At 67.1% G+C, this 23,489-nt stretch carries 21 protein-coding genes; 13 read left to right on the top strand and 8 right to left on the bottom strand.

All coding sequences use genetic code 11. The annotated features are described in order from the left end of the window. The first annotated feature begins 79 nt into the window (after positions 1-79). The 5 genes from ASF72_RS12185 to ASF72_RS12165 all read left to right on the top strand — a co-directional run bounded on the left by ASF72_RS12185 (position 80) and on the right by ASF72_RS12165 (position 5,701). Positions 80-1,198, top strand: coding sequence for a histidinol-phosphate transaminase (locus tag ASF72_RS12185; protein WP_082484234.1), 1,119 nt, complete (start codon positions 80-82; stop codon positions 1,196-1,198). Between the two features lie 149 nt (positions 1,199-1,347). Continuing rightward, complete coding sequence (locus tag ASF72_RS12180; RefSeq protein ID WP_050683615.1) at positions 1,348-2,583, top strand: thiamine pyrophosphate-dependent dehydrogenase E1 component subunit alpha; 1,236 nt, start codon at positions 1,348-1,350, stop codon at positions 2,581-2,583. Further along, positions 2,583-3,563, top strand: a complete 981-nt coding sequence (locus tag ASF72_RS12175) for an alpha-ketoacid dehydrogenase subunit beta (protein WP_050683614.1) — start codon at positions 2,583-2,585, stop codon at positions 3,561-3,563. Before ASF72_RS12180 ends, ASF72_RS12175 begins: the two co-directional genes overlap by 1 nt. Before the next feature lie 7 nt (positions 3,564-3,570). Continuing rightward, positions 3,571-5,079 carry a dihydrolipoamide acetyltransferase family protein gene (locus tag ASF72_RS12170; RefSeq protein ID WP_056599203.1) on the top strand — a complete coding sequence of 503 codons (1,509 nt, stop codon included), beginning with the start codon at positions 3,571-3,573 and terminating at the stop codon, positions 5,077-5,079. Next, a complete protein-coding gene (locus ASF72_RS12165; RefSeq protein ID WP_235504717.1) occupies positions 5,072-5,701 on the top strand; it encodes a phosphatase PAP2 family protein in 630 nt (209 codons plus the stop codon). Before ASF72_RS12170 ends, ASF72_RS12165 begins: the two co-directional genes overlap by 8 nt. A 16-nt stretch (positions 5,702-5,717) precedes the next feature. On the opposite strand, the gene ASF72_RS12160 is transcribed toward ASF72_RS12165, so the two are convergent. From ASF72_RS12160 to ASF72_RS12140, 5 genes are all read right to left on the bottom strand, one after another. Further along, the gene (locus tag ASF72_RS12160; RefSeq protein ID WP_082484232.1) at positions 5,718-6,053 is read right to left on the bottom strand and encodes a hypothetical protein; all 336 of its coding nucleotides are present in this window, start codon (positions 6,051-6,053) and stop codon (positions 5,718-5,720) included. Between the two features lie 152 nt (positions 6,054-6,205). After that, positions 6,206-6,634, bottom strand: a complete 429-nt coding sequence (locus tag ASF72_RS12155) for a universal stress protein (RefSeq protein WP_050683612.1) — start codon at positions 6,632-6,634, stop codon at positions 6,206-6,208. 46 nt (positions 6,635-6,680) lie between these two features. Continuing rightward, positions 6,681-7,973 (bottom strand): aminotransferase-like domain-containing protein, encoded by a 1,293-nt coding sequence (locus tag ASF72_RS12150; RefSeq protein ID WP_056599666.1) that lies wholly within the window; start codon positions 7,971-7,973, stop codon positions 6,681-6,683. A gap of 48 nt (positions 7,974-8,021) precedes the next feature. Continuing rightward, positions 8,022-8,906: a hypothetical protein gene (locus ASF72_RS21035; protein ID WP_235504716.1), complete on the bottom strand. Its 885-nt coding sequence runs from the start codon at positions 8,904-8,906 to the stop codon at positions 8,022-8,024. Positions 8,907-9,047: 141 nt separating this feature from the next. Further along, positions 9,048-9,611, bottom strand: a complete 564-nt coding sequence (locus ASF72_RS12140; RefSeq protein ID WP_050683610.1) for an NAD(P)H-dependent oxidoreductase — start codon at positions 9,609-9,611, stop codon at positions 9,048-9,050. 122 nt (positions 9,612-9,733) lie between these two features. On the opposite strand from ASF72_RS12140, the gene ASF72_RS12135 reads away from it, so the two are divergent. The 6 genes from ASF72_RS12135 to ASF72_RS12110 all read left to right on the top strand — a co-directional run bounded on the left by ASF72_RS12135 (position 9,734) and on the right by ASF72_RS12110 (position 17,865). Then, positions 9,734-10,342: a TetR/AcrR family transcriptional regulator gene (locus ASF72_RS12135; RefSeq protein WP_235504715.1), complete on the top strand. Its 609-nt coding sequence runs from the start codon at positions 9,734-9,736 to the stop codon at positions 10,340-10,342. Between the two features lie 359 nt (positions 10,343-10,701). Further along, the gene (locus ASF72_RS12130; RefSeq protein WP_056599197.1) at positions 10,702-11,685 is read left to right on the top strand and encodes an ABC transporter permease; all 984 of its coding nucleotides are present in this window, start codon (positions 10,702-10,704) and stop codon (positions 11,683-11,685) included. Between the two features lie 2 nt (positions 11,686-11,687). Further along, entirely contained in the window at positions 11,688-12,677 is a 990-nt protein-coding gene (locus ASF72_RS12125) for an ABC transporter permease (protein WP_056599194.1), read from the top strand. After that, a complete protein-coding gene (locus ASF72_RS12120; protein WP_056599191.1) occupies positions 12,674-14,911 on the top strand; it encodes an ABC transporter ATP-binding protein in 2,238 nt (745 codons plus the stop codon). Before ASF72_RS12125 ends, ASF72_RS12120 begins: the two co-directional genes overlap by 4 nt. A 52-nt stretch (positions 14,912-14,963) precedes the next feature. Next, positions 14,964-16,682, top strand: a complete 1,719-nt coding sequence (locus ASF72_RS12115; protein ID WP_056599660.1) for an ABC transporter family substrate-binding protein — start codon at positions 14,964-14,966, stop codon at positions 16,680-16,682. A gap of 115 nt (positions 16,683-16,797) precedes the next feature. Continuing rightward, positions 16,798-17,865, top strand: coding sequence for a Gfo/Idh/MocA family protein (locus ASF72_RS12110; protein WP_056599657.1), 1,068 nt, complete (start codon positions 16,798-16,800; stop codon positions 17,863-17,865). Here ASF72_RS12110 and ald read toward each other — a convergent pair. Continuing rightward, the gene (gene ald, locus ASF72_RS12105) at positions 17,862-18,980 is read right to left on the bottom strand and encodes an alanine dehydrogenase (protein WP_050683604.1); all 1,119 of its coding nucleotides are present in this window, start codon (positions 18,978-18,980) and stop codon (positions 17,862-17,864) included. The genes ASF72_RS12110 and ald overlap by 4 nt on opposite strands. 233 nt (positions 18,981-19,213) lie before the next feature. Here ald and ASF72_RS12100 point away from each other — a divergent pair, with 233 nt between their 5' ends. Then, entirely contained in the window at positions 19,214-20,434 is a 1,221-nt protein-coding gene (locus ASF72_RS12100) for a PucR family transcriptional regulator (protein ID WP_050683603.1), read from the top strand. Between the two features lie 9 nt (positions 20,435-20,443). Here the strand turns inward: ASF72_RS12100 and ASF72_RS12095 are convergent, their stop codons facing one another. Continuing rightward, on the bottom strand, positions 20,444-20,848 hold the full coding sequence (locus ASF72_RS12095) for a helix-turn-helix domain-containing protein (protein ID WP_056599188.1): 405 nt from the start codon (positions 20,846-20,848) through the stop codon (positions 20,444-20,446). 48 nt (positions 20,849-20,896) lie between these two features. On the opposite strand from ASF72_RS12095, the gene ASF72_RS12090 reads away from it, so the two are divergent. Then, positions 20,897-21,703 (top strand): alpha/beta fold hydrolase, encoded by an 807-nt coding sequence (locus tag ASF72_RS12090; RefSeq protein ID WP_056599185.1) that lies wholly within the window; start codon positions 20,897-20,899, stop codon positions 21,701-21,703. Here the strand turns inward: ASF72_RS12090 and ptsP are convergent. After that, positions 21,700-23,385: a phosphoenolpyruvate--protein phosphotransferase gene (gene ptsP, locus ASF72_RS12085; RefSeq protein WP_056599182.1), complete on the bottom strand. Its 1,686-nt coding sequence runs from the start codon at positions 23,383-23,385 to the stop codon at positions 21,700-21,702. The genes ASF72_RS12090 and ptsP overlap by 4 nt on opposite strands. Between the last annotated feature and the right edge of the window lie 104 nt (positions 23,386-23,489).

The following is a 23,489-nucleotide window of genomic DNA, read 5'->3' as shown; positions in this document are numbered from 1 at the left end:
TTCCACACCGCACGGAAACGGGCTGGACCGGGCAGCAATTGCCCCAGGCCGGGGCGGTGGGAGAAGTAGGCTGGAGGGCATGACCTCAGCAGAGTCCCTGGGCGGCGCAATCCCGCCGCGTCCGGTGGTGGCCGGGTTGCCCCGCTACGCCGCCGGCAAACCGCCGGCCGTTGTCGAAGGACTGGACAGCTACAAACTCTCGTCGAACGAGAACCCGTTGCCGCCGTTGCCCGCCGTCCTGGCGGCCATCGCGGAGCAATCGGACGTCAACCGTTACCCTGATCCGCTGAGCAGCCGGCTGCGCTCGGAGCTCGCGGATTTCCTGGACGTCCCATCGGACGACATCGTGACCGGGGCAGGCAGCCTCGGAGCGCTGAACCAGATCCTGGCCGCCTTTGCCGGCCGGAACGAAGACGGCAAGCCGGATGAAGTGATCTACGCCTGGCGTTCCTTCGAGGCCTATCCCATCAGCGTTGGTTTGGCCGGCGCTGAAAGCGTCCGCATCCCTGTCACCCCGGACGGCCGGCACGACCTCGCGGCCATGGCGGCCGCCGTTTCTGCCCGGACCCGCGTCATTCTGCTCTGCACGCCCAACAACCCCACAGGACCGGCGCTCCAGGCAGCCGAAACCGAGTCCTTCATCCGTGCCGTGCCTGCGGACGTGGTGGTGGTCATCGATGAGGCCTACCAGGAGTTCGTCCGGTCGGACGGGGCCGTGGACGGCATCGACCTCTACCGCGGCTATCCCAATGTAGTGGTGCTGCGGACCTTCTCGAAGGCCCATGGACTGGCCGGGCTCAGGGTGGGCTACAGCGTCAGTAATCCCGGCATCACGCAGTACCTCCGGGCGGCTGCCACGCCGTTTGCGGTGTCGCAGATCGCCGAAAAGGCAGCCGTCGTTTCACTGCAGAATTTCCCCGAAGTTGTAGGAAGGGTACAAACCCTGGTGGACGAACGCGACCGTGTGGTTGCGGGGCTGCGGCACCTGGACTGGGCTGTCCCGGAAGCCCAGGGCAACTTCGTCTGGCTGGCCTTGGGATCCGACAGTGCCGGTTTCGCCGCGGAAGCGGCGGCAAGGGCACTGTCGGTCCGGTTGTTTCCGGATGAGGGTGTCCGGGTGAGCATCGGTGAAGCCGAGGCCAACACCCGCTTCCTGCAGCTCTGTGCGGACTATACAAAGGCGCCCCGGGGTTCCTAGCGCTTAACAAGTGGCCGCGGCGCTACCTACTGAAGATAAAGTTAGGATCAGTAAGCCAATGTATATGCCGTACCGGGAATGTATTCCTGTGAAGGCATATATCCCAGCGACATTGCATCCAACCTGGATGCGGCAAGCAAGGAGACGGTATGGGCACACATCTGCCTTCCACCGAGTTCGACGGAACAGCTGTTGACGATCAGCGCGAAGCTGATGCGGAAGCCGTGCTGGGTGCACCCCCCGCGCACATGGTCCAGCTGCTGGGCCCCGACGGAACGCTCGGGTCGGACCCGGTGTTCAGCAAGTACGCGGCAAAACTGACGCCGGACGTGCTCCGCGGCCTGTACGCCGACATGGCGGCCATCCGGCGCTTTGATGTCGAGGCCACCGCCCTGCAGCGGCAGGGCCAGCTGGCCCTGTGGGTGCCGCTCACCGGCCAGGAAGCTGCGCAGATCGGCTCGGGCCGGGCCAGCCAGCCCCAGGATTACATCTTCCCCACCTACCGTGAACACGGTGTGGCACTGACCCGCAACGTTGATCTGGCTGAGCTCCTGCGCCAGTTCCGCGGCGTCTCCAATGGCGGCTGGAACCCCAAGGACACCAACTTCCACCTCTACACCCTGGTCCTGGCGGCGCAGACCCCGCACGCCGTGGGGTACGCCATGGGCATCCAGCGGGACCAGAAGCTTGCGGCAGCCGCCGGGAACGCGGCCGCGCTGCCCAAGGCGGCTGTGATGGCCTACTTCGGGGACGGCGCCAGCTCCGAGGGCGATGTGCACGAATCGATGGTCTTCGCCTCCTCGTACAACGCCCCCGTGGTGTTCTTCTGCCAGAACAACCACTGGGCCATCTCCGTGCCCAGCAACGTCCAGACCCGGGTGCCGCTCTCAAACCGCGCCAAGGGCTACGGATTCCCGGGCATCCGGGTGGACGGGAACGATGTCATCGCCGTGCACGCCGTGACGGAATGGGCGCTCGAACACGCCCGCCAGGGCCACGGACCCGTCCTGATCGAAGCGTTCACCTACCGTGTTGGCGCCCACACCACAGCCGATGACCCCACAAAGTACCGGCCGTCGTCGGAGGAGGACGCCTGGCGCGCCAAGGATCCCCTGGCCCGCCTGGAAATTCACCTGCGCGCCGAGGGCATGGCGGACGACGACTTCTTCGCCAAGGTCAAGGCCGACGGCGACGACCTCGCCGCCTACGTCCGGCGCACCACCCACGACCTGGAAACGCCGGACATCCGAACCGCCTTCGCCAACACCTATGTCGAGGCGCACCCGCTGGTGGCCGAGGAGCTGGCCTGGTTCGAGGAATACAGTGCAGGGTTCGCCGGCCCGGACGAATCCGGCAGCCCGGCAGCAGCAAAGGCAGGCCACTGATGACCACCATGACCATCGCCAAGGCCATCAACGAAGGCCTCCGCGCCACTTTGGGTGCGAACCCCAAATCTCTGCTGATGGGCGAGGATATCGGGCCCCTGGGCGGTGTCTACCGGGTCACTGACGGCCTGATCGGCGAGTTCGGCCCGGACCGGGTCGTCGACACACCCCTGGCGGAATCCGGCATCATCGGCACCGCCATCGGGCTGGCCTTGAGCGGGTACCGGCCCGTCTGCGAAATCCAGTTTGACGGCTTTGTGTTCCCCGGCTTCAACCAGATCACCACGCAACTGGCCAAGATGCACTCGCGCAGCAACGGCAACCTGACTGTCCCCGTGGTGATCCGCATCCCCTACGGCGGTGGCATCGGCTCCATCGAGCACCATTCAGAGTCGCCGGAAGCGTTGTTTGCCCACACGGCCGGCCTGCGGATCATCACCCCCTCCAACCCGCACGACGCCTACTGGATGATCCAGCAGGCAGTGGACTGCCAGGACCCGGTGATTGTCTTCGAACCGAAGCGCCGCTATTGGCTCAAGGGTGAGGTGGACACAACGTCTCCCGGCGCCTCCGCTGATCCGTTCAAGGCACATGTCCTCCGTGAGGGTACGGACGCCACGGTGGTGGTGTATGGCCCGCTGGTCCCGGTGGCACTCGCAGCTGCCAACGCGGCGGCAGAGGACGGCCACAGCGTCGAAGTGATCGACCTCCGCTCCATCTCCCCGATCGACTTCGACACTGTCACCGCATCGGTCAAAAAGACCGGCCGGCTCATTGTGGCCCACGAGGCACCTACCTTCGGCGGGATCGGCGGCGAAATCGCGGCCCGCATCAGTGAACGGGCCTTCCATTCGCTGGAAGCCCCGGTCATCAGGGTGGGCGGCTTCCACATGCCTTACCCGGTGGCCAAGGTGGAGGAAGACTACCTGCCGGACATCGACCGCATCCTGGAGGCGCTGGACCGCGCCCTCTCCTACTGAGGACACCATGACTTTAAACAAGTTCAACCTGCCCGACGTCGGCGAGGGGCTCACGGAGGCGGAAATCGTCGCCTGGAAGGTTAAGCCCGGCGACACCGTGGCCGTCAACGACGTCATCTGCGAGATCGAAACCGCCAAGTCGATCGTGGAGCTGCCGTCCCCGTTCGCCGGGACCGTCAGGGAACTGCTGGTGCCCGAAGGCGTCACCATCGATGTTGGCACCGCCATCATCAGTGTGAGCGATGACGTTGCAGGCGACCCCACCCCCGCCGATGTCCGTGCGCCCGAGGCTCCTGCCCAATTGATGTACGGCACCTTGCCCGCGGACGCCGGCGATGACGCGGCAGCAGCGGACGACGCCGGAACACCGGGAGCGCGGCCGGCCGGCGGTCCGCTGGTGGGTTCGGGCCCCAAAGCCGACGCCGTGAAGCGCCGCCCCCGCAAGACAGCGGCGGCGCCTGCGCAGGCCGCACGCCCCGCTGCCACGCCCGCGCCCGCCACTGCGCCGGCGCCGGCGCCGGCCAGCGTGCCCGCGGCCGGCCCGGTGGCGGTGCCTGCCGCCCCCGCCGGAGCCGAGGACACCAGGCCCACCCTTGGTGGCACCATCACCGGCCTGGTCAACCGTGTCCTCGCCAAGCCCCCGGTTCGCAAGATCGCCCGCGACCTCGGTATTGACCTCGCGGACGTTGTGGCCACCGGGCTGCGTGGTGAGGTCACCAGGGAGGACCTGGTGAGCTACCAGTCGCAGCGCGATGCCGAGCTGGACAAGGCAGACGGCTTCTGGGGCAAGGCCGGCAAGCCGCAGGACCAGCGTGTGGAAACCATCCCCGTCAAGGGTGTCCGCAAGGCCACGGCCCGGGCCATGGTGGAGTCGGCGTTCTCGGCCCCGCACGTGAGTATCTTCGTGGATGTGGACGCCAGCCGGACCATGGAGTTCGTCAAGCGGCTCAAGGCATCCAGGGACTTCGAGGGCGTCAGGGTTTCTCCGCTCCTGATCCTTGCCAAGGCTGTCATCTGGGCCGCCGCCAGGAACCCGAGCGTCAACGCCACCTGGGTGGACAACGGCGCGGCAGACACCGCCGAAATCCAGATCAAGCACTACATGAACCTGGGAATCGCCGCCGCCACCCCGCGCGGGCTGATGGTGCCCAACATCAAAAACGCCCAGGACCTTTCCCTGAAGGAACTGGCGCTGGCGTTGAACAACCTTGCCACCACCGCCCGGGCCGGCAAGACCCAACCCGCAGAAATGCAGGGCGGCACCCTGACAGTGACCAACATCGGCGCCCTCGGCATCGACACGGGGACTCCCATCATCAACCCGGGCGAAGTGGCGATCGTAGCCTTCGGCACCATCAAGCAGAAGCCCTGGGTCCTGGACGGCGAGGTCATCCCCCGGTGGATCACCACGCTGGGTGGTTCCTTCGACCACCGCGTTGTGGACGGCGACCTGTCCGCCCGGTTCATGGCGGACGTAGCCGCCATTCTGGAGGAGCCGGCGCTGCTCCTTGACTGAAGCTGCGGTGCCGGCCGCCGGAATCATCAGGGCAAAAAACAGGGCTGCCCGCTGGATCACCGAAATCCTCCAGCCGCCGGTGGTGGTCAGTGCACAGCTTCTGCTGAGCCCGCTGACCACCCCGGGCTTGCCTGGAACACTGGGCTACGGGGCGCTGGCGGCCGTGTTTGTCTGCCTGCTTCCGCTGGGCCTGCTGCTCATCCTGGTCCGGCTGGGACGTGTCAGCGACCACCACATCAGCAACCGCAAGCAACGCGCCCCCGTGCTGGTCCTGACCCTGGTCTCCATTGGGGTGGGGCTGTTGGTGCTGGCCGCAACCGGGGCTCCGCCCAGTGTCACCGCCATGGTCCTGGCCGTGGTGGGCGGCGTGGTGGTCCTGGCGGCAGTGAGCCCCTTCTGGAAAATCAGCGGCCACGCGGCGGCAATTTCCTCGTCCACGGTCATCGCCGTGCTGATGCTGGGACCGGCATGGCTGCCGCTCGTGCTGCTGGTCCCGGCCGTGGGGTGGTCCCGGGTGGTCCTGCGGGCACATACCCTGGCGCAGGTAGTGGCGGGCACCTTGTTCGGCGGTGTGGTGATGGCCGGGATCTGGTGGCTCCTGCAGGGCTGGTTGGTGGGCTAGCTAGCCCCGGCCGGGATCAGTACGCCGGGTAAGCGGCCAGCATCTCCAGCGTCGAAGGATCCAGCGTGGCGCCGATAGTCACCGCCGCCATTGTCATCACCGTTCCCAGGACCGCCGTTGCTGCGCCCCAGGCCGCCAGGAATTTCCAGTCGTCCCGCAGGGTGCTGCCCACCGTTTCGGGAAGCCGCAGGCCGGGGGCGATGGTGTTCGGGGCACTGTCAACGCTGCCGTCGTCGAGCAGCGCCACGACGGTGCCGTTGCTCCGGTCCACCCGCATCGAGCAGATGTGGTTGCCGTGCCGTGCCAGCAGGATGTCGTGGCCTACGAGCTGGCGGCGCTGGAGAGTGATCAAGGATGCCCCTTTGGGTGCTGGTGGTCTGGTCCGCACCATTGGGGCTGCTTCAATTTTATCGTTCGCCCCGGGCGGAAACCGCGATCCGGGCGTGAGAACGGACACCCCCCGCCGCGACAATGGCCACAGCGGGGAGCGTCCGCGGAACGCTGCTAGTCGGCGTCGTAGGTGTTCGCGATGTACACATCGCACGGGGCGTTGTGGGCCACGCTGTTGGCCACACTGCCCAGCACCCGGCCGATCCCCTGCATCCGCCGGTTTCCCACCACGATGATGCGTGCTTCCCGCCGCACAGCTTCCTTAATAAGGGCATCTGCCGGCCTGCCCCGGGCTGCGGAGTAGGTCACGGCGACACTGCTGCCCAGGGAGTCCGCAACGGTCCGCGCCACGTGTTCGGCGGCGTCCGCGTCGGAAACGATCCACTGGTCGCTGCCGCTGCCGAAAACCTCTGTCCGGTCGCTGTCGAAAGCCGACACCACGTGCAGCGAGGCTCCCAGGGCGGCTGCCAGGTCCCGTGCGGACTCTGCGGCCCGCTTGGCCGTGTCGCTGCCGTCGACCCCTACAACGATGATTCCGCTCATGCGCCTTGCTCCTTCGCTTGGTGTGTCAGGGTTTGTGCTGCCTACGCTACAGCGCCGCGATGGCTTCCTGAAGGACCGGCGCCAGCCGGCGTACTCCTTCGGCAATGGCATCGGGGGGAACGGCGCTGAATGCGAGGCGAAGTTTGTTGGACGGTTCATCCGAGGGCGTGAACGCGGCCCCCGGAATAAACACCACACCGGCCTCAATGGCTTTGTAAAGCAGCGGGTAGGTGTCTATGCCCGCCGGCAGGGTGACCCACACGAAGAAGCCCCCGTCGGGCGAGGTCCAGGTGGCACCTGCAGGCAAGTGCTCCTCGAGGGCTTCGATCATGGCGCGGCAGCGTTCGGCATAAAGCCCCCGGTAGGTCTCGATCTGGCCTTTCCAGTCGTAGTCGCGCAGGTAGGCGGACACGAGCATCTGGTTCAAGGCCGGCGGGCACAGGGTCACCGACTCCGCCGCGAGGTAGTACCGGCGCTGCAGGTGGGCGGGCACCAGGGCCCAGCCGATCCGGAGGCCGGGGGCGAAGATCTTCGAAAAGGAGCCCATGTAGATGACGTCGTCCGGGTTAGCGGCCCGCAACGGGGCCAGTGGCCGGCCGTCAAACCGCAGCAGCCCGTACGGGTTGTCCTCCAGGACCAGAATATTCGCTTTACGGCATATATCGACGATCTGCTGGCGGCGTTCCGCCGCGAGGGTGATGCCCGACGGGTTGTTGAAGTTGGGGATGGTGTACAGGAACTTGATGGTCCTGCCTGCCAGCTGAAGGGCTGCGATGCGCGCCTCCAGGAGATCGGGCACCAGGCCATGCTCATCCATTGGCACGGTTTCCACCTGGACCTGGTAGGCCTCGAAGGTGTTCAGGGCGCCCACGTAGGTGGGGTCCTCAACCAGGACCACGTCCCCCGGGTCACAAAACACCTTGGTGGCCACGTCCTGCGCCGACTGGGAGCCGGCGGTGACCACCACGTTTTCGGGGCGGGCGTCGGTGATGCCTTCGGCGGCCATGACTTCGCAGATCTGGGCCCGGAGTTCGGCAGTGCCCTGGCCTGCACCATACTGCAGCGCGGTGAGGCCCTCTTCGGCGATGATCCGTGCCGCTGTGGCGGCCAGCCGGTCCAGCGGCAGTGACTGCAGGTAGGGGCTGCCCCCCGCCAGCGAGACCAGGCCCTCGCGGAGCGAGATATCAAAAACGTCCCGGACGGCTGACTGCCGGATGTGGGCGGCCCGCTCGGAGAACAGCTCCTGGTGGCGGTGGGCTGATGTTGCGGCCCGTTCGATGGCATCAATGGCTTCGGCCGGCAGCGCACCCGCGGCGGCATCAAGTGTTTCGTGGCTCACATCCTCAGGATACAACCGGGTGTTGCCTGAAAAGCAACAGCTGTTGAATCATGATTCACCCGGTGGCGGCGTTCCGGCGGTTCCGTCCCCTTGGTCCAGGCGGAGTGCCTGCCCCAAGGGCACGCCATTGATGTAGATCTCGGCCCGGACGGCACCCACGGCGGCCACGGCTGTCTGGGTCAGCTGCATTTCCAGCCTGGGCAGGTCGCAGACGCCATCGGGGTTGAGTCCGCCCGCAAGGTACACCGTGACGGTGGTTCCGTCGAAGCGGCCGGACAGGAGCGTCAGGGTGGCACCTGCCAGGGCGTTGTAGCTGCCTGCAGGCAACGCTGCCCCAAGGTCATCGGATTCCGCTGGTCCGAGGAGGGGGCCCAGTGCAGCACGCAGCGGTGCCGCGGCAGTGGCGGCCGGCAGCTGCCGGGAAAGGCCCACCAGGCTGTCATTGCAGCCGAAGCGGACGCCGTTCCGGCCGCCGTCGTCCAGCAGCACGTAGTACGTGGTGACGGTACGCAGTCCGGAAGGCGCACTGGCGCCGGAGGTTGGTATGGCACCGGGGACGGGTGCAGCAGCGGGGCCCGAAGAGGGTGCCGAGGAGGGGGTGGCGGCGGCACCAGGGGTGTCCGCCGGTGGGGGACTGCCCCCGCCAGTGCCGGGCGCAGGAGCCGGGCTGACCGGAGGCGCGGCATGACGGGCGCCGGGCGTCGCCGAAGCTGCGGACGGAACAGCCGCCGCCGTGGATGTGGTTGGGGCCTGCGGCCAGGGCGGAGCCTGCGGCTCGGGCGCCGGCGGGGCGGCCGGAACGCCAGGGTTGGTGGGGGCGGGCACACCCTCCGGCGCCGGGGCGCAGGCGCCCAGCCAGCAGCAGAGCGCCAGGGCCGCGACGGCCGCCTGCCGCGTTCCCCGCCCCTGACCGGCACCCCCGGTTCCTGGCATCCTGCACCGCTTTTCCGTTCCGGCCCGTCCAGCGCGGCGGCTCCGGTTGATTAACGTTACGGCCGGCGGCAGGACCGGGGATCTCCGGGTGGTACCGGTTGGGACAAGAGTTGGTTACAGCAGGGCAGGCGCCTCGAGGTACTAGGCGGCCGGTGCTGCGACTGCGGCGTCAAGGGCATCGAAGACGCCCTTGATCTGCTCCACGACCTCTGCGTCGTCCTTGGGGTGCAGTTCGGCGAACCGGACCAGCGAGCCGGGAACAGCCAGCTTGGCGTCCGCCAGGACGTTTGCGCCGGCGATGCCGGCAGCCTTGCGGGCCTCATCCTGGGCCCAAACGCCGCCGAACTGGCCAAAAGCGGTTCCGACGACGGCGGTGGGTTTGCCGGTCAGGGCGCCGGCGCCGAACGGGCGGGACAGCCAGTCGATGGCGTTCTTGAGCGGGGCCGGGATGGTGCCGTTGTACTCGGGGGTCACCAGCAGCACGGCACCGGCTTCTGCGGCAGCGGCACGCAGCGCGGCGGCGGCGGCTGGAACGGAACCTTCTACGTCGATGTCCTCATTGTAGAACGGAATGTTGCCCAGGCTGTCGTGGATAACAACAGCGACGTGCTCCGGGGCGTTGAGCTGGATTGCTTCGGCCAGCATCTGGTTGGTGGACTCGGCGCGGAGGCTGCCGACGAGCGTCAGGACGGTGTTCTTGGACATGGGGACTCCTAGGGTTCGGGCCGCGGGGGTTGCGGCGCAGCACAACTGGGGCGTCGGAACGCCTTCATCCAGAGTAAACGGACCACGGTCCGTTTAATATTCCCGGGGACTAGACTGGACCTGTGAGTTCCATCCCAATGCGGCCGGGAGTGGCCCCGGTTACCGCTGCCGAGCGCAGTGACGCCGCCCGGAACCGGGAGCGCCTCCTAAGGGCCGCCCGCGAACTCATTGAGGAGGGCGGGGTGGCCGGCCTGACCATGGACCGGCTGGCGGAGTACGCCGGCGTGGGCAAGGGCACCGTGTTCCGGCGGTTCGGCAGCCGAGCCGGGCTGATGGTGACGCTGCTCAACGACTCCGAAACCGACTTTCAGTCGCGGTTTATGTTCGGGCCGCCGCCCCTGGGTCCGGGCGCGCCCGGCCTTGAGCGGCTGATCGCCTGCGGCATCGGGCGGATCCAGTATGTACTGGCTTTCGGGGACCTGGTTCTCGCTGCGGAAATGGCGTCGCGGGGCCGTTTTGAAGTGCCCGCCGCAGCCCTGTGGAACCGGCATATTGAGATGCTGCTGCGGCAGGAAGGCTATGCCCCCGAGCCTGGCCTGATGGCCGGTTCCCTTGCTGCCACCCTGGATCCTGAGCGGCTCCTGAACCTGGTCCGGGTCCACGGCGTTGCGCCGGAACGGCTGATGGCTTCCTGGCAGGACCTTGTCACACGCGTCGTGCGCGGGGCGTAGGCTACGTCAGTTCCGGACCCTCGGTCCAGTCACATGAGCTTTACAGGAATGTTCATAACAATCTGATACGGGCCAGTAGCTTTCGGGCCGTCCCGGCGCAATCCGGGCTGCGGGCTGTGATAGTTTCCTCTGGAATGTGACCCGCAACATAGTCCACCAGGACCGGCCCCAAAGGCTGCGGGACGCCAGCCACCCGCTGGCACAGAACCCGGTGAGGCGGAGCAAACCCCCGCTCATCCGGGGATGACGGAAGGATCCAGCACGTGATTGTTGTTTTGCCCCGTATCCCGGCACTCCAGCTGCCACCCGCGCAGTGTCCTTCCGTCCAACGGCCGGCGGCGAAACAGAAGTAGCGCCCCATGCTCCGCTACCTTGCCAAACGCGGCTTCACTTACCTGGTCATGATCTTTCTGACCACCTCTGCCGGATATTTCCTGGCCGTCAGCTCCCTCAAACCGGCGCTGCTGGAACAGGAACGCATCCCCCGCCCCACTCCGGAGCAGGTCGCCAACTCCATGCGCCTCAAGGGCCTGGACCCGGACCTCAACCCGTGGGAGCGCTACGTTGACTGGCTCACCGGCATCGTGACCCGCTGGGACTGGGGCCGCAGCCCGAATGGCGCCTTCATCAACGCTGAATTTGGGGACCGCGTGTGGATCTCCACCCGGCTTTTCCTCGCCTCGATCGTGCTGACCCTGGTGATCGGCGTCGCGCTGGGTGTGTACTCCGCCGCCCGCCAGTACAAGTTCCAGGACCGGGTCATCACGTCATACAGCTACCTGGCCTACATCGTGCCGGCCCCCATCGCCTACTTCCTGGTGCAGTTGGGCGCCATCAACATCAACGAAACCGTGGGCAACCGCATCTTCTTCGTCACCGGCATCTCAACCCCCGGCATGGAGCCCGGGTGGGCGCAGTTTGTGGACATGGTGGGCCACTACGCCGTGCCCACGGTGGCCATCACCCTGGTGGGCTGGGGCTCCTACCAGATCGCCCAGCGCCAATACCTCCTGGACAACGTCAACGCAGACTTCGTCCGAACGGCGCGCGCCAAGGGACTGACCCGCAACCAGGCCATCAGCCGGCACGCCCTGCGCGTGTCCTTCATCCCCGTGGCCCAAAGCATCGCCTTCACCATCCCGGCCATCTTCGCCGGCGGCTTCTTCGCCGAAAAGATCTTCGCCTGGCCCGGCGTCGGATCCTGGAGCATTGACGCTATCTCGCTGCAGGACGTCAACGCGGCCACCGCCACCCTGGCGTACGGCTCCGTGATCTTCGCCCTGGGCGCCATCCTGGCGGACTTCGCCACCACGCTTGTAGACCCGAGAGTGCGGGTGCAGTAGCCATGACCAACCTCAACGCCGTAGACCCGGCAGCAGTTGCCCAGGACGCACACCTGGAAAACGCCGACGTCGTTATTGGCAAATCCACCATCATCTTCCGGCGCTTCCTGCGCAACAAAACGGCTGTGGCCGGGCTGGTCATCTTCCTGGCCCTGGTGGTGTTCTCCTTTGTGGGCAACTTCTTCACCACCTGGGACAAGGAGACCATCGACCCCTTCAACATCGGCATGCCGCCGTCCGCGGAGCACTACCTGGGCACCTCACAGGCAGGCATCGACCTGTACGCCATGACCGTGGAAGGAACGCGGATCTCCATCCTGATCGGCCTGATCGTGGGCCTGGTCTCGGTGCTGATCGCCGCCGTCTACGGCTGCACCATGGCCTACTTCGGCGGCAAGGTGGACAAGGTGATGCTCTTTGTCCTCGAGGCGCTCATCATGATGCCCGCGCTGCTGGTGGTGGCCGTGGCCACCAGCGGGGGCGGCGCCAACTTCAAGCAGAACCTGCCCTCGTGGCTGCTGCTGATCATCGTCCTGCTGATCTTCAGCTGGATGGGAACGGCCCGGCTCATCCGGTCCCTGTCCATGTCCCTGATGCAGCGCGACTTCGTCAAGGCCGCCCAGTACATGGGCGTCCCGCCCCGTCGGATCGTGTGGCGGCACCTGGTGCCGAACATCGGCTCGCTGCTGGTCCTCGACATCACCCGCGGCGTCACCGGCGCCATCCTCGCCGAGGTGGCCTTCTCCTTCATCGGCATCGGCATCAAGGTCCCGGACGTCAGCCTCGGCGTGCTGATCGGCGCAGCCACCTCACAGGTCCAGACGTTTCCCTGGATGTTCTGGGTGCCCCTGGCGGTGATGTTCCTCCTCACCGGGTCGCTGGCCATGATGAACGACGGGCTGCGGGACGCCTTTGATCCCAGTTCCAGCTCCGTGGGCAAGGCCCGGAAGACCAGTGCCAGGAAGAACCGCGCGGAGATGAAGACCCCATGAGCAGCGAAACCACCACCGGGGCCTTCGAGCCCACCCCGTCCACCGTGGAGCGGCTGCACGTCGCCGGCCTCCACGCCCCCACCGACGCCGTCCTGTCCGTGCGGGACCTGAACGTCCGGTTCAATTCCGAGAACGGCGTGGTCCACGCTGTCCGCGGCGTGGACTTCGACCTGCTGGCCGGCAAGACCCTGGGCATCGTGGGCGAGTCGGGTTCAGGCAAATCGGTCACGTCCCTGGCCATCATGGGGCTCCTGCCGCCCACCGCCGAGGTAACCGGCTCAGTCCGGCTCCACGGCAGTGAACTGCTGGGACTCAGTGACAAGGCCATGTGCGCCTACCGCGGGAACGACCTCGCCATGGTGTTCCAGGACCCGCTCTCCTCCCTGACCCCCGTCTACACGGTGGGCGCCCAGATCGTTGAGGCGCTGACCATCCACAACCCCGCGATGAGCAAGCAGGCCAAGGAGGCGCGCGCCGTCGAACTGCTGGCCATGGTGGGCATCCCCAGCCCCAAGGACCGGCTGCGGGCATTCCCGCACGAATTCTCCGGTGGCATGCGGCAGCGTGTGATGATCGCGATCGCCATCGCCAACAACCCTCGGGTGCTCATCGCCGACGAACCCACCACCGCCTTGGACGTCACCATCCAGGCCCAGGTCCTCGAGGTGCTCCACACCGCCCAGGAGGAAACCGGCGCGGCGGTGGTGATGATCACCCACGACCTCGGTGTGGTGGCCGGCATGGCGGACGACATCATGGTGATGTACGCCGGCAAGCCCGTGGAAACCGGCATGGTGGACGAGATCTACTACAACCCCCGGATGCCCTACACCCTGGGCCTGCTCGGGGCGGTGCCCCGCGTGGACGTCTCGGAGAAGTCCTCCCTGATCCCCATCGAGGGCATCCCGCCGAACCTCATCCACGCGCCCACCGGCTGCTCCTTCGCGCCCCGCTGCCCCCTGGCCACCGACGCCTGCCTCGAGGGCGAACCGGCGCTGCTGCCCGTGGCCGGCAGCGGCCCGCACAGCGCCGCGTGCATCAAGTCGGACTCCCTTGGCCAGGACGTGGACGGGCACGAAGTGTTCTCCGCCCCGCCCGTTCCCGTTTCCCGTTTCGACGCGATTCCCCGCAACGAACGCGCTACGGTGCTCCAGCTCAACGATGTCCGCAAGCACTTCCCGCTGACCAAGGGCGCACTGCTGAAGAAGCGGATCGGCACCGTCAAAGCGGTTGACGGCCTGAGCTTCGACATCCGCGAGGGCGAATGCTTCTCCATCGTGGGGGAGTCCGGCTCCGGCAAAACCACCACGCTCCTGGAAATCATGGAGTTCCACAAGGACCAGGACGGCGAGGTGGTGATCGGCGGCATCAGCAACAAAAAAGCCACTGATGCCCGGACCAAGAGCGCCATGCGCCGGGAACTGCAGATGGTGTTCCAGGACCCCACCGGCGCCCTTGACCCCCGGTTCACCGTCTACGAGGTCCTCGCCGAACCGCTGCAGAACGCGGGAATGGACAAGCCCGCCATCCGGAAGCGGATCATGGAGCTGATGAAGCTCGTGGGACTGCAGCCGGACCACGTGAACCGCTTCCCCAACCAGTTCTCCGGGGGCCAGCGCCAGCGCATCGGCATCGCCCGGGCCCTGGCAGTCAACCCCAAACTGGTGGTCCTGGACGAACCGGTCTCCGCCCTGGACGTCTCCGTCCAGGCCGGCGTCATCAACCTGCTGGACAAGCTTCGGGCCGAACTGGGGCTGAGCTACCTGCTGGTAGCCCACGACCTCTCGGTGGTCCGGCACATCTCCAACCGGGTTGCCGTGATGTACCTGGGCAAGATCGTGGAAGTGGGCGAGGTGGACCGGGTGTTCGATAACCCCCGCCACCCCTACACCAGGGCCCTCCTGTCCGCCATCCCGGTACCGGACCCGCACCTGGAACGCACCAGGGAACGCATCATCCTCAAGGGCGACCTTCCCTCTCCCCTGGATGCCCCCAAGGGCTGCAACTTCGCCACCCGCTGCCCGGTTTTTGCCGCGTTGCCGGCGCCGAAGCAGGAAAAGTGCCTCACGCTGGAGCCGCCCCTGGAAGCTGCCGGGCCGTCGTCGGCCGTCCAGGTCCTGGAAGCCGGCTCCGCGGAACCCGTCGACCAGCGCTTCGCCTGCTTCTTCCCCGACGGGGAACTGGACGAGGAAATGCTTGTGGTCCACGATTCGGCGGAACACAATGCACCCTAGATTTTTCCGACCCATCACCAGTATCACCACCCGCACCAACGAAGGGAACACCATGAGGAATCTGACGAAGATCGGCGGAGCAGCAGCCATCGCTGCGGCTCTTACGCTGACGGCATGCGGCAACGGCGGCGGGTCCACCGGCCCCGAAACCGCCAAGGGGCAGGAGTCGGGCAGCGACCTCTCAAAGCTCATCAGCGTCAACGAGAAGCCGGCAGCCGACCTTGAGCAGGGCGGCAAGGTCACCCTTCCGCTGGGCAACATCGGCCCGGACTTCAACGGTTTCTCCAACAACGGCAACACAGCGGATAACTCCGCCCTGCAGATCCCGATGAACCCGGTGGCCATGAACAGCGGCGGCATCGGCGGCTGCTGGAAGGTGGACTTCCTGGGCAAGGTCACGCCCAACACGGACTTCTGCGAGACCGTGGACAGCGAGGTGAAGGACGGCAAGCAGACCATCACCATCAAGGTCAACGATAAAGCCACCTACAACGACGGCACTCCGATCGACGTCAAGGCCTTCCAGAACACCTGGAACATCCTCAAGAGCGCCGACGCCGGCTACGACATCGTCAGCTCCGGCGCGTACCAGTTTGTTGAATCCGTCGAGGCCGGCAGCAGCGACAAGGAAGTCATCGTCAAGACGACCCAGCCGGTCTTCCCGGTGGATTCGCTCTTCTTCGGCCTGATCCACCCGGCCGTGAACACCCCGGAAATCTTCAACGAAGGCTACAACGGCGACCTGCACCCAGAATGGATGGCCGGCCCGTTCAAGCTGGACCAGTACGACACCGCGGCCAAGACGGTAACTCTGGCACCGAATGAGAAGTGGTGGGGCGCCAAGCCGGTCCTGGCCAACGTCACCTTCCGCCAACTGGAAACCAGCGCCCAGGTAGCCGCATTCAAAAACGGCGAAATCGATGCCGTTTCCACCAACACCATCTCCCTGTACAAGCAGGTTGAAGGCACCAAGGATGCGGACATCCGCCGTGGCCAGCGCCTCTTCGCAGGCGGCATGAACATGAATGCCCAGCGCATCACCGACGTTGCCGTCCGCAAGGCCGTCTTCGCCGCCGTCGACCGTCCGGCCCTCCGCGCCGTTCGCTTCAACGGCCTGAACTGGGAGGAGCCCAGCTCCGGTTCCATGATGCTGCTGCCGTTCTCCGAGTACTACCAGGACAACTACCCCGTCAAGGAAACCGGCGCCGACGCAGCCAAGAAGGTGCTGACCGACGCCGGCTACGCCCCGAACGCCAACGGCATCATGGAGAAGGACGGCAAGCCCGCTGCCTTCAAGATCAGCAACTTCGGCGACGACCCCACCACCCTTGCCGTCACCCAGACCCTGCAGAAGCAGCTCCAGGCCGGCGGCATGGATGTTGGCATCGACCAGCGCGCCTCTGCGGACTTCGGCAAGGTCATTGGCGGCCGCGAGTTCGACCTGAGCATCTCCGGTTACACCGTGGGCCCGGATGCCACGGACGCCGTCAAGCAGTACTACGACTCCAAGACCAACGAGAACGAACTGGGCGACGCCGAGCTGGACAAGAAGATTGCCGACCTCGCCGCCATCGAGGACAACGCCGAGCGCAACAAGGCGGCCATGGAAGTTGAGAAGGAGCACATGGCGAAGTACTTCTCCATGGGCGTGGCCTTCAACGGCCCGCAAATCTCCTTCGTCCGCACGGGCCTGGCCAACTACGGCCCGTCCCTGTTCCAGAGCCTCTCGCAGGTTCCCGACTGGACCACCCTGGGCTGGGAAAAGAAGTAATCCCCACCTGATCCGAGTTTTTCCGCGACGCTCCCCCACCTCGCAGCCTTTACCGGCTGGAAGTGGGGGAGCGTCTGCGTTTAAGCCCGGAACGTGGGGGAGTAGCGTGGAGGCCATGACCGGCATCCCCGAAGACCGCCCCATCCGCACGGCCATTGTGGGCTACGGCCTCTCCGGGAGCGTTTTCCACGCCCCGCTGATCGCCGCAGACCCCCGGTACGCCCTGGACCTTGTGGCCACGTCGGACACGGGACGGCAGGCTGCGGCGCGGCAGCTCCAGGGCGCGGAGGTGGTGGCCGACGGCGGCGCGGTCCTTGAGCGTGCGGCCCACCTGGACCTGGTGGTCCTGGCCACCCCGCCGGCCACCCATTTCCCGCTCGCGAAGGCCGCGCTGGAGGCCGGGCTGGACGTGGTGGTGGACAAGCCTTTCGCGGTCACCAGCGCGGAAGGCAGGGAGCTGGTGGACCTGGCACTCAGCCTGGGCCGGGTCCTTACGGTGTTCCAGAACCGGCGCTGGGACGGTGACTTCCTGACCGTCCGGAAGCTCCTGGCAGCCGAGGCGCTGGGTCCCGTGACCCGCTTCGAGTCCCGTTTCGAACGGTGGCAGCCCGTCATTTCGAAGGCCTGGAAGGCCACTGCCACGGCGGTGGATGGCGGCGGCACGCTCTTTGACCTTGGCAGCCACCTGATCGACCAGGCGCTGGTACTCTTCGGCCCGGCCCGGGTGGTCCACGCCGAGCTGCTGGCGCGCCGTTCGGACGAGCGCGTCGACGACGACGCTTTCCTGGTACTCCGGCACCACTCGGGAGTGACCAGCCACCTCGGCATGAACATGCTCTGCGCCCAGCAGGGCCCGCGGTTCCGGATCCTGGGCTCGGTGGGTGGATTCACCAAACACGGCGTGGACCCGCAGGAACCATATATCGCCGCAGGCGGCAGTCCACTGGACGCCGGATACGGCGTGGAAGCCCCGGAGTGGGCCGGGCTGCTGGGCCGGGACGGACACCTGGCCGCGCTGCCCACCGAACGGGGTGCGTACCCCGAGTTCTACCGGCTCCTCGCGGACCGGCTGGCCGGCGGTGGAACAGCTTCGACGGCGCCTTTGCCGGTGGACCCGGAAGACGCCGTCGAAACCTTGAAAATTATTGAAGCGGCCAGGGAGCTGGCCGGTTCGGCAGGCTAGGCGGAAACCAGTTCGTGCCAGTCAGCCGTAAGCGGCAGGCCATGGGCCTCGGACACGGAGTGGTGTGCCACGTGGCCTGCAGCGATGTTCAGGCCAGCTGCGAGGGCGGGGTCACGGTCAAACGCGGCCTTGACGCCCAGGTTGGCCAGTGACACGGCGTACCGGAGCGTGACGTTGGTCAGGGCGTAGGTGGACGTGTTGGGGACCGCGCCGGGCATGTTGGCCACGCAGTAGAAGATGGTGTTGTGGACCCGGTACGTGGGTTCCTGGTGCGTGGTGGGGCGGGTATCTTCGAAGCAGCCGCCCTGGTCCACCGCGATGTCCACCAGGACGGAGCCCGGCTTCATGCGGGCCACGAGGTCGTTGGTGACAAGCTTGGGTGCCTTGGCGCCGGGGATCAGCACGGAGCCGATCACCAGGTCCGCGTCGATGACGGACTTCTCGATTTCGTACTTGTTGGACGCCACGGTCTTGAGCCGGCCCTGGTACTGGGCGTCCAGTTCGCGCAGGCGGTTGATGTTGATGTCCATGATGGTGACGTCTGCACCCAGGCCCAGGGCCATGGCGGCGGCGTTGGTGCCCGCGACGCCGGCGCCGAGGACCACAACCTTGGCGGGGCGGACGCCCGGGACGCCGCCCAGGAGGACGCCCTTGCCGCCGGCGGGTGCCATCAGGGACGCGGCGCCCACCTGGACGGAGAGCCGGCCTGCGACCTCGGACATGGGGGCCAGCAGCGGCAGGGCCCGGCCGTCCTGGACGGTTTCGTACGCGATGGCGGTGACGCCGGCATTGATCAGTTCGCGGGTCAGTTCCGGCTCCGCGGCGAGGTGCAGATAGGTGAAAAGCACCAGGCCCTTACGGAACCGGTGGTACTCCGCGGCGATGGGTTCCTTGACCTTCATGACCATGTCCGCACGGCCCCACACATCATCCGCGTCGGTGACGATCTCGGCGCCCGCAATGGCGTATTCCTCGTCGGTGATCCCGGAACCGAGGCCCGCGCCGCGCTCCACCAGGACCGTGTGGCCGTGGCTCTGGAATTCGTGGACACCGGCGGCCGTAATGGCTACGCGGAACTCGTTGTTCTTGATTTCTTTGGGGACGCCGATGATCACGGGAAGCTCCAGGTTCTCGGCGGGATTCGCCGGAAAGTACTGATGTTTGATGTACTTCCACGATAAATCCGGTTGTGAGCCAGCCGACATTGACCACCGTTGCCCCATGCCAAGGTTCCCCGCCATTCCGGGACTTTCGATGGCGCGTGTTCGACACATGTCGAGGCCCGGGGCGGCAAGTGTCGTCTCATGTCCGTTCGTTGCGGCGGCCCGGCAGGCAGTACTGTGGGCCCATGCAGCAGCAGGGTGTGGAACAGCTCGTGGAACAGGTGGCGCAGAAACTGGGCCGCGGCCTCTCCCTGGAGGACCTCGACGGTTTGCTGCTCGCCTACAGCTCCAACCAGTCCCACGCCGACCGTGTCCGGGTGAACTTCCTGCTCAGCAAAAAAGTGCCGGCGGACGTCAGCGCCTGGCAGCTCTCCCACGGCATCGCCACCGCGGTGCGTCCGGTGGTGGTCCCTGCCAACCGCGCGCTCGGCATGCTGGGCCGCATCTGCGTCCCGCTGATGGTCCGCGGCTTCCGGGTGGGGTACCTCTGGGTCCAGCAGGACTCAGTGGAGGAAAGCCCGACGGCGATCCTCACCCAGTTGCCGGCCGTCAACCATGAGCTGGAGTCGCTGTCCGGGCTGCTGCTCGAATCCAACACCGCCGAATCGGAATTCCGCCGCGGCCGGGAACGTGAATTCCTGGCCGCCTGCGCGGGGGAGCCCAACGCCGTCGCAGCCGTGGCGGGCTGGAAGGAAGTCCAAGGCCGCGGACCCTGGCAGGTGGTGACCGTCCTGGACGCTGACGGCTGGGCCGGCGGTCCGGATTCTTTGGCCTCCACCCTGATCCACCGCTCCACAGCACTGCAGGCAACAGTGGGGGTGGACGCCGCGCTGTTCAGCGCCGGCACCGAGACGCATTCGGTGCTGCTGTTCCGCGAGTCAACGGGCCGGGCCAACCATGCGCAGGTGCTGGTGCACTACCAGCTGGAGCTGGCCAAGCGTTCGGGCCGGCCGGTCCACCGCATCATCTTAGGCATCAGCGAGGGCTTCGGCAGGACCCGGGGGCTGGCCGAGGCCTACCGCCAGTCGCGGCTGGCGGCGCAAGCCGCTGCGGTTGATCCGCAGCTCGGGGAACTGGTGGACTGCCGCTCCACCGGGGTGTACCAGCTCCTGGCCTCCGCCGGCGGTGGTGTGGGCGCCTGGGCGGACTCCGGTTCCGTGTACTTCCGGATGCTTGAGGACCACGACCGGAACGGCGAATTGATCCCGGTGCTGGAGCTGCTTTATGACAACGACGGCTCCGTGCAGGACGTGGCGGCCAGGCTGCACCTGCACCGCAGCAGCATCTACAACCGGCTGGGCCGGATCCGCCGGCTGCTGGGTGTTGATCCGCTCAAGGGGATGCCCCGGCTGGAACTCTCGGCCGCGCTGAAGATGCGGCGCTGGGCGGGCCGGCCCCGGATCTAGGCCTGGTGGCTAGGCATCTGTAGCTTCTCCCGACGCTCCCGGGACGGCATCCCGCTTCTGCTGGTCCACCCAGGCCAGGATCGCCGCCAGCGGGATCCTGCGGTGGGTGCCGCGGTACTCCACCGGAATCTCGCCGCGGTCCGTCATGTTCCGCAGGTACGTGTGCGAGATGCCGGCAAGTTCGGCCGCCTTGGAGGTGGTGAGCATCTCCTCGACGCTGCTGACAGTCACCGCCTCGCTCCTGCCAAAACGCCGGAGCAGGTCCACTACCGCGTCGGCCGCCAATGGCGGCAGCCGATGGACGGTGCCGTCCACAAAGACGGTGATGTCCTCGCTTCCCTCCAGCGCGCGGGCCAGGCGCTGGGCATCGTCACGGGGCAGGGCGCCGGTCATCCTGGGAGCTATCAGTGCCATGGGATCAGCCTACCGGCGTCCTTCCGGGCCCGGCGGTATGCTCGGCCGATGACGTTAAGTGGCGGCCGGGCCGTGGAATCCGGCGGACTGGACGGCACCCTGTACGCAACGGCCGGCCCGCAGACCGGCGGTGGGCAACGGCCTGCCTACGTGTTGCTGCACGGTATTGGGGTTTCGCACCGGTACCTGTCCCGGCTGCACCGCGAACTGGCCCGGGACGCGGACGTCTACTCGTTCGACCTGCCGGGCTTCGGCGGGACTCCGCGGCCGCCGCGGCAGCTGCAGGTGGCGGACTACGCCGCTTTTGTACTCGGAGCCATGGCCGCCGAAAGGCCCGGCACCTTTGTGGTGGTGGGCCATTCCATGGGCAGCCAGTTCGCCGTTGAAGCGGCGCTGCAGGCACCCGACCGCGTTACGGCGGTGGTGCTGATGGGGCCGGTGGTGGACGCGGCCCGGCGGAGTGTGCCCCGGCAGGCCGCCGCGCTGACCAAGGACGCCATGTTCAGTGAATCCCCCGGCGCCAACAGCATCGTATTAACCGATTACTTCCGGGCCGGGCCACGCTGGTACCTCACCGAACTGCCGGTCATGATGGCCTATGCGATGGAGGACCGGCTGGCCGGCGTGGCCCAGCCGGTCCTGGTGCTCCGCGGCGCCAGGGATCCGGTGGCCCGGCTGCCGTGGTGCCGGCGGCTGGCTGCGGCGGCACGGAACGGCGCCGTGGCCGAAGTCGCCGGGCAGGGGCACGTCTTCCAGCACACGGCGGCCGGCGTGGCCGCGGCAGCCATCAGCAGCTGGGTGCGGGCCCGAACGGCTTCGGCGTTACCGCCTGACCCGCAGCACCCGGTGGCTTAGAGGCCCAGCTCAGCCAGGACCGGCAGCTTCTCCCGGACCCAGTTCCGCGCCTCGGTGGCGCTCGGCGCCGACAGGGCCAGCTTGGCCAGTTCCTTCGCTTCGGCCAGGGTCACGGTCTTGAGCACTGCCGCAACAGCGGCCAGCGAACGGGCCGTCATGGACAGGGTGGTCACTCCGAGTCCGGTGAGGACGACGGCGAGGGCCGGGTCGGCAGCGGCCTCGCCGCAGACGCCAACAGGCTTGGCGTTTCCCTCGGCCCGGGAGCCTTCAACCGTGAGTCCCACCAGCCGCAGGACGGCGGGCTGCCAGGGGGTGTTGAGGTTGGCCAGCGGCCCGAGCTGCCGGTCCGCGGCCATGGCGTACTGGGTGAGGTCGTTGGTGCCCAGGCTGGCGAAGCCCACCTCGCGCAGGATCGCCTCGGCGGTCAGGGCGGCGGAGGGGACCTCCACCATAACGCCGGGCGTTTTAATGCCTGCGTCGGAGCACATGGAAGCGAACCGGGCCGCTTCCTCCGCCGTCGAAATCATGGGGGCCATAACCCACACGTCCGCCTCGGACTGCTTTTCGGCCAGGGCAATGGCTTCGAGCTGCCGGTCCAGGACCCCTGGTGTGGTGAAGTCGGTGCGGTACCCGCGGACGCCAAGGGCCGGGTTGGGCTCGGTGGAGTCGGTCAGGAACGGCAGCGGCTTGTCGGCGCCGGCATCCAGCGTCCGCAGGACCACCTTTTTGCCCGGGAAAGCGTCGAAAACGCTCTTGTAGGCCGCGGCCTGCTCCTCAACGGACGGCTCGGAGTCCCGTTCCAGGAAGCAGAACTCGGTGCGGAACAGGCCAACACCCTGCGCGCCCAGCTTGGCCGCCGCCTCAGCGTCCTTGCCGCCGCCAACATTCGCCAGCAGGGGCACCAGATGCCCGTCCGCGGTGATGCCCGTGCCGCTGAATTCAGCCAGCAGGGACGCCGTGGCCGCCCAGGCCGTGGCAGCCTCGCGCAGCGAATCATCGGGAGCGGCCGTGATGGTACCGGCGGCGCCATCCACGTAGACCTCGGTGCCGTCCTGGAGTTCATCCACGCCCACGGCGGCCACAACGGCCGGCAGGCCAAGGGAACGCGCAATGATGGCCGTGTGGGACTGCGGACCGCCGCCGGCAGTCACCAGGGCCAGGACCTTGTTGGGATCCAGGGTTGCGGTGTCAGCGGGCGCCAGGTCCTCGGCCACCAGCACAAACGGCGTGGCGGACGTGGGGATGCCGGGTGCCGGGACGCCGCGGAGCTCGGCCACAATCCGGGCCCGGACATCCAGGACGTCCGTGGCGCGCTCCGCCATGTAGCCGCCCAGGTTGTGGAGCATCTCCGAGACCGAGGAGCCGGATTCCCAGATGGCCCGCTCGCTGGAGATGCCCCTGGCCACCAGCTTGGCTGCACCCTTGATCAACATGGTGTCCTTGGCCATCAGTGCCGTGGCTTCCAGGACGGCCTTGCCGTCCCCGATGGCATGGGCTGCGCGGGCCTTGAGCTCGTCGTGGACCGACTGCGAGGCTGCTTTCAGCGCTGCAGTGGCTTCCTCCGCCGTGGTTCCTTCGGCCAGCTGTTCCCCCGCGGGCGGTTCGCTGATCGGTTTGGGCATCTGGCGGATGGTGCCGATGATGCGGCCGGGGCTGACGCCTACTCCTGGGAAGTTCTGCACTGAAGGTCCTATTCTCTGCCGGTAGCCAGGCCCGTCAAGATCTCCGGCGCCCTGCCGGTGCCGCCGGCGGACTGCTACGTCCGGAGGCGGAAAACGTGCCTGAA

It is taken from the genome of Arthrobacter sp. Leaf141, assembly GCF_001424565.1.
Taxonomy (GTDB): Bacteria; Actinomycetota; Actinomycetes; order Actinomycetales; family Micrococcaceae; genus Arthrobacter.
The sequence above is the reverse complement of the archived record's forward strand: the minus strand, read 5'-3'. Positions and strand labels throughout refer to the sequence as shown.

Bases quoted from the DNA above. Each gene is read 5' to 3' on its own strand.
- ASF72_RS12170 (WP_056599203.1), top strand. From the start codon at position 3,571: ATGACTTTAAACAAGTTCAACCTGCCCGACGTCGGCGAGGGGCTCACG.
- ASF72_RS12140 (WP_050683610.1), bottom strand. From the start codon at position 9,611: ATGTCCAAGAACACCGTCCTGACGCTCGTCGGCAGCCTCCGCGCCGAG.
- ASF72_RS12185 (WP_082484234.1), top strand. From the start codon at position 80: ATGACCTCAGCAGAGTCCCTGGGCGGCGCAATCCCGCCGCGTCCGGTG.
- ASF72_RS12095 (WP_056599188.1), bottom strand. From the start codon at position 20,848: ATGGCACTGATAGCTCCCAGGATGACCGGCGCCCTGCCCCGTGACGAT.
- ASF72_RS21035 (WP_235504716.1), bottom strand. From the start codon at position 8,906: ATGCCAGGAACCGGGGGTGCCGGTCAGGGGCGGGGAACGCGGCAGGCG.
- ASF72_RS12130 (WP_056599197.1), top strand. From the start codon at position 10,702: ATGCTCCGCTACCTTGCCAAACGCGGCTTCACTTACCTGGTCATGATC.
- ASF72_RS12120 (WP_056599191.1), top strand. From the start codon at position 12,674: ATGAGCAGCGAAACCACCACCGGGGCCTTCGAGCCCACCCCGTCCACC.
- ASF72_RS12175 (WP_050683614.1), top strand. From the start codon at position 2,583: ATGACCACCATGACCATCGCCAAGGCCATCAACGAAGGCCTCCGCGCC.
- ASF72_RS12180 (WP_050683615.1), top strand. From the start codon at position 1,348: ATGGGCACACATCTGCCTTCCACCGAGTTCGACGGAACAGCTGTTGAC.
- ASF72_RS12100 (WP_050683603.1), top strand. From the start codon at position 19,214: ATGCAGCAGCAGGGTGTGGAACAGCTCGTGGAACAGGTGGCGCAGAAA.
- ASF72_RS12125 (WP_056599194.1), top strand. From the start codon at position 11,688: ATGACCAACCTCAACGCCGTAGACCCGGCAGCAGTTGCCCAGGACGCA.
- ASF72_RS12090 (WP_056599185.1), top strand. From the start codon at position 20,897: ATGACGTTAAGTGGCGGCCGGGCCGTGGAATCCGGCGGACTGGACGGC.
- ASF72_RS12110 (WP_056599657.1), top strand. From the start codon at position 16,798: ATGACCGGCATCCCCGAAGACCGCCCCATCCGCACGGCCATTGTGGGC.
- ASF72_RS12155 (WP_050683612.1), bottom strand. From the start codon at position 6,634: ATGAGCGGAATCATCGTTGTAGGGGTCGACGGCAGCGACACGGCCAAG.
- ASF72_RS12115 (WP_056599660.1), top strand. From the start codon at position 14,964: ATGAGGAATCTGACGAAGATCGGCGGAGCAGCAGCCATCGCTGCGGCT.